Here is a 4,582-nt window from a genome sequence, read left to right as displayed (position 1 = left end):
CTTCCGGATCCCCCGCCGGCACCCCCGGCCCGCACGACCAGGAAGGCGCACGATGACGACCTCCGCCCCCTCCGAGACGAAGAGCCCCAAAACCGCCTCCGGGCCGGCCCTGCTGGTCCTGGAGGACGGTCGCGTCTTCCGCGGGCGCGCCTGGGGTGCCGTCGGCGAGACCTTCGGCGAGGCGGTGTTCTCCACCGGCATGACCGGTTACCAGGAGACGCTGACCGACCCCTCCTACCACCGTCAGGTGGTGGTCATGACCGCTCCCCACATCGGCAACACCGGGGTGAACGACGAGGACCCGGAGTCGGCCCGGATCTGGGTCGCCGGCTTCGTGGTCCGGGACCCCGCCCGCCGCTCCTCCAACTGGCGCTCCCGCCGCACCCTCGACGAGGAACTGGCGGCGCAGGGCGTGGTCGGCATCAGCGGCGTGGACACCCGCGCCCTCACCCGCCACCTGCGCGAGCGCGGCGCCATGCGGGTGGGCATCTTCTCCGGTCCAGCCGTCGAGGGCACCGACCCCGGCGCGCTGGCCGACCGGGTGCGGGCGATCCCGGCGATGAAGGGCGCCGACCTCTCCGCCGAGGTGGCCTGCACCGAGCCCTACGTGGTGCCCGCCATCGGGGAGAAGCGCTTCACGGTGGCGGCCGTGGACCTCGGCATCAAGGGCATGACCCCGCGACGCATGGCCGAGCGCGGCATCGAGGTGCACGTGCTGCCCGCGACCGCCTCCGTGGAGCAGGTGCTGGCGGTGGCGCCCGGCGGCCCGGACGGGGTGTTCTTCTCCAACGGGCCGGGCGACCCGGCCGCCGCCGACCACCCCGTGGCACTGATGCGCGCGGTGCTGGAGCGCCGCATCCCGCTGTTCGGGATCTGCTTCGGCAACCAGATCCTGGGTCGCGCGCTGGGCTTCGGCACCTACAAGCTCAAGTACGGCCACCGTGGCATCAACCAGCCGGTGCAGGACCGTACGACGGGGAAGGTGGAGGTCACCGCCCACAACCACGGCTTCGCCGTCGACGCTCCCCTCGATCGGGTCACCGACACCCCCTTCGGGCGGGCCGAGGTCTCCCACGTGTGCCTGAACGACGACGTGGTGGAGGGGCTGCGGCTGCTCGACCGCCCCGCCTTCAGCGTCCAGTACCACCCCGAGGCGGCGGCCGGACCGCACGACGCCGCCTACCTGTTCGACCGCTTCGTTTCCCTGATGGAGGCCCAGCGTGCCTAAGCGCACCGACATCCGATCCGTCCTGGTCATCGGCTCGGGCCCGATCGTCATCGGCCAAGCGGCCGAGTTCGACTACTCCGGAACCCAGGCGTGCCGGGTGCTCAGGGCCGAGGGCCTGCGGGTCATCCTGGTCAACTCCAACCCGGCCACGATCATGACCGACCCGGAGATCGCCGACGCCACCTACGTCGAGCCGATCACCCCGGAGTACGTCGAGAAGATCATCGCCCGGGAGCGGCCGGACGCCCTCCTGCCCACCCTGGGCGGTCAGACGGCCCTGAACACCGCCATCGCCCTGCACGACTCCGGGACCCTCAAGGAGTACGGCGTCGAGTTGATCGGCGCCAGCGTCGAGGCGATCAACAAGGGGGAGGACCGCGACCTCTTCAAGGATGTCGTGGAGGCGGTCCGGGGGAAGATCGGGCACGGTGAGTCCGCCCGCTCGGTGATCTGCCACACCATGGACGAGGTCCTCGCCGGGGTGGAGACCCTCGGTGGCTACCCCGTGGTGGTCCGCCCCTCCTTCACCATGGGCGGCGCCGGTTCCGGCTTCGCCCACAACGAGGAGGAACTGCGCCGCATCGCCGGTCAGGGCCTCGCGCTCTCCCCGACCACCGAGGTGCTCCTGGAGGAGTCCATCCTCGGCTGGAAGGAGTACGAGCTGGAGCTGATGCGCGACCGGAACGACAACGTGGTGGTCGTCTGCTCCATCGAGAACCTCGACCCGATGGGGGTGCACACCGGCGACTCGATCACCGTCGCCCCCGCCATGACCCTGACCGACCGCGAGTACCAGATCCTGCGCGACGTCGGCATCGCGGTCATCCGTGAGGTCGGGGTGGACACCGGCGGCTGCAACATCCAGTTCGCCGTCAACCCGGAGGACGGCCGGGTCGTCGTCATCGAGATGAACCCCCGGGTCTCCCGCTCCTCGGCGCTCGCCTCCAAGGCCACCGGATTCCCGATCGCGAAGATCGCGGCCAAGTTGGCCATCGGGTACACCCTGGACGAGATCCCCAACGACATCACCGAAGAGACCCCGGCGTCCTTCGAGCCCACCCTCGACTACGTGGTGGTCAAGGTGCCGAGGTTCGCGTTCGAGAAGTTCCCGGCCGCCGACGCCGGCCTGACCACCACCATGAAGTCCGTCGGTGAGGCCATGGCGATCGGGCGCAACTTCACCGAGGCGCTCAACAAGGCGCTGCGTTCGCTGGAGAAGAAGGACTCGCAGTTCTCCTTCGTCGGCGATCCCGGCGACCGCGACGAACTGCTGGCCCTCGCCGGCCGTCCGACCGACGGCCGGCTGTTGACGGTCATGGGCGCCATCCGGGCCGGCGCCACCCCCGAGCAGGTCTTCGAGTCCACCCACATCGACCCCTGGTTCGTGGATCAGTTCTTCCTGATCCACGAGATCGCCCGGGAGATCGCCGAGGCCCCCCGGCTGAACGCCGACATCCTGCGTCACGCCAAGCGTCACGGCTTCTCCGACCGGCAGATCGGCGAGCTGCGGGGTCTGCGCGAGGACGTGGTGCGCGAGGTGCGGCACGCGCTGGGTATCCGCCCGGTCTACAAGACCGTGGACACCTGCGCCGCCGAATTCGCCGCGCGAACCCCGTACTTCTACTCCTCCTACGACGAGGAGACCGAGGTCGCGCCCCGGCGGAAGCCGGCCGTCATCATCCTGGGCTCCGGGCCCAACCGCATCGGTCAGGGCATCGAGTTCGACTACTCCTGCGTCCACGCCTCCTTCGCCCTGGGCGAGGTCGGTTACGAGACCGTGATGGTCAACTGCAACCCCGAGACCGTCTCCACCGACTACGACACCTCCGACCGGCTGTACTTCGAGCCGCTCACCCTGGAGGACGTACTGGAGGTCGTGCACGCCGAGCGGGAGGCGGGCCCGGTCGCGGGTGTGATCGTCCAACTCGGTGGTCAGACCCCGCTGGGCCTGGCCCAGGCGCTCAAGGACAACGGGGTACCGATCGTCGGCACCCCACCGGAGGCCATCCACGCGGCCGAGGACCGGGGCACCTTCGGTCGGGTCCTGGCCGAGGCCGGCCTCCCCGCCCCCAAATACGGCACCGCCTTCTCCTTCGAGGAGGCCGCCGGCATCGCCGCCGGCATCGGCTACCCCGTGATGGTGCGCCCCAGCTACGTGCTGGGTGGGCGAGGCATGCAGATCGTCTACGACGAGGTCTCCCTCGCGGAGTACCTGCGCCGGCACGCCGGACTGATCTCCGAACACCCCGTGCTGATCGACCGCTTCCTCGACGACGCCATCGAGATCGACGTCGACGCCCTGTACGACGGCGAGGAGCTGTACCTGGGCGGCGTGATGGAGCACATCGAGGAGGCCGGCATCCACTCCGGCGACTCGGCCTGCGCCCTCCCGCCGATCACCCTGGGGGGCCATGACATCAAGCGGCTGCGCGCCTCCACCACAGCCATCGCGGCGGGCGTCGGTGTCCGCGGGCTGATCAACATCCAGTTCGCCCTCTCGGGGGACATCCTCTACGTTCTGGAGGCCAACCCCCGGGCCTCACGGACGGTGCCCTTCACCTCCAAGGCCACCGGCGTGCCCCTGGCCAAGGCCGCGGCCCGCATCTCCCTGGGAGCCACGATCGCCGAGCTGCGGGCCGAGGGCCTGCTGCCGGCCGAGGGGGACGGCGGAACCCTGCCGCTGGACGCGCCGATCTCCGTCAAGGAGGCGGTCATGCCCTGGTCCCGTTTCCGGGACGTGCACGGGCGCGGCGTGGACACCGTCCTGGGGCCGGAGATGCGCTCCACCGGTGAGGTGATGGGCATCGACGCGGTCTTCGGCACCGCCTACGCCAAGTCCCAGGCCGGTGCCTACGGCGCCCTGCCCACCGGTGGTCGGGCCTTCGTCTCGGTGGCCAACCGGGACAAGCGGGCCGTGATCTTCCCGGCCCGCGAGCTGGCCGCCATGGGGTTCGAACTGCTGGCCACCTCCGGCACCGCCGAGGTGCTGCGTCGCAACGGCATCCCCGCCACGGTGGTGCGCAAGCAGAGCGAGGGCGAGGGGCCGAACGGCGAGAAGACCATCGTGGGGCTCATCCACGAAGGGGAGGTGGATCTGATCGTCAACACCCCCTACGGCACCGGTGGGCGTCTCGACGGGTGGGACATCCGCACCGCCGCGGTCGCCCGCTCGGTGCCCTGCCTGACCACCGTGCAGGCTTTGGCCGCCGCGGTGCAGGGCATCGGCGCCCTCAACAGCGGTGAGGTGGGGGTCGGCTCCCTCCAGGAGCACGCGGAGCGGCTGCGCGCCCCGCGCGGCTGACACGCCCCTCCCGTCCCGCCCCACCCGGGGCGGGACGGGAGGGGCGTGTCAGC

Annotated in this window: 2 protein-coding genes; both read left to right on the top strand. The window is 70.7% G+C overall.

From position 1 onward, the window contains the following. The first annotated feature begins 52 nt into the window (after positions 1-52). Positions 53-1,228 (top strand): glutamine-hydrolyzing carbamoyl-phosphate synthase small subunit, encoded by a 1,176-nt coding sequence (gene carA / locus FNQ90_RS13425; protein WP_182606596.1) that lies wholly within the window; start codon positions 53-55, stop codon positions 1,226-1,228. Next, the gene (gene carB, locus FNQ90_RS13420) at positions 1,221-4,529 is read left to right on the top strand and encodes a carbamoyl-phosphate synthase large subunit (RefSeq protein WP_182606595.1); all 3,309 of its coding nucleotides are present in this window, start codon (positions 1,221-1,223) and stop codon (positions 4,527-4,529) included. The genes carA and carB overlap by 8 nt, the downstream gene beginning before the upstream one ends. The last annotated feature ends 53 nt before the right edge of the window (positions 4,530-4,582 follow it).

The sequence above is a fragment of the Streptomyces alkaliphilus genome, from assembly GCF_014141535.1.
Classification (GTDB): Bacteria; Actinomycetota; Actinomycetes; order Streptomycetales; family Streptomycetaceae; genus Streptomyces; species Streptomyces alkaliphilus.
Note: the sequence above shows the minus strand (reverse complement) of the source record. Positions and strands in the feature narration are given on the sequence as shown.

What these genes read in the sequence shown, in the direction of transcription:
- carA (WP_182606596.1), top strand. Translation starts at nt 53, where the DNA reads ATGACGACCTCCGCCCCCTCCGAGACGAAGAGCCCCAAAACCGCCTCC.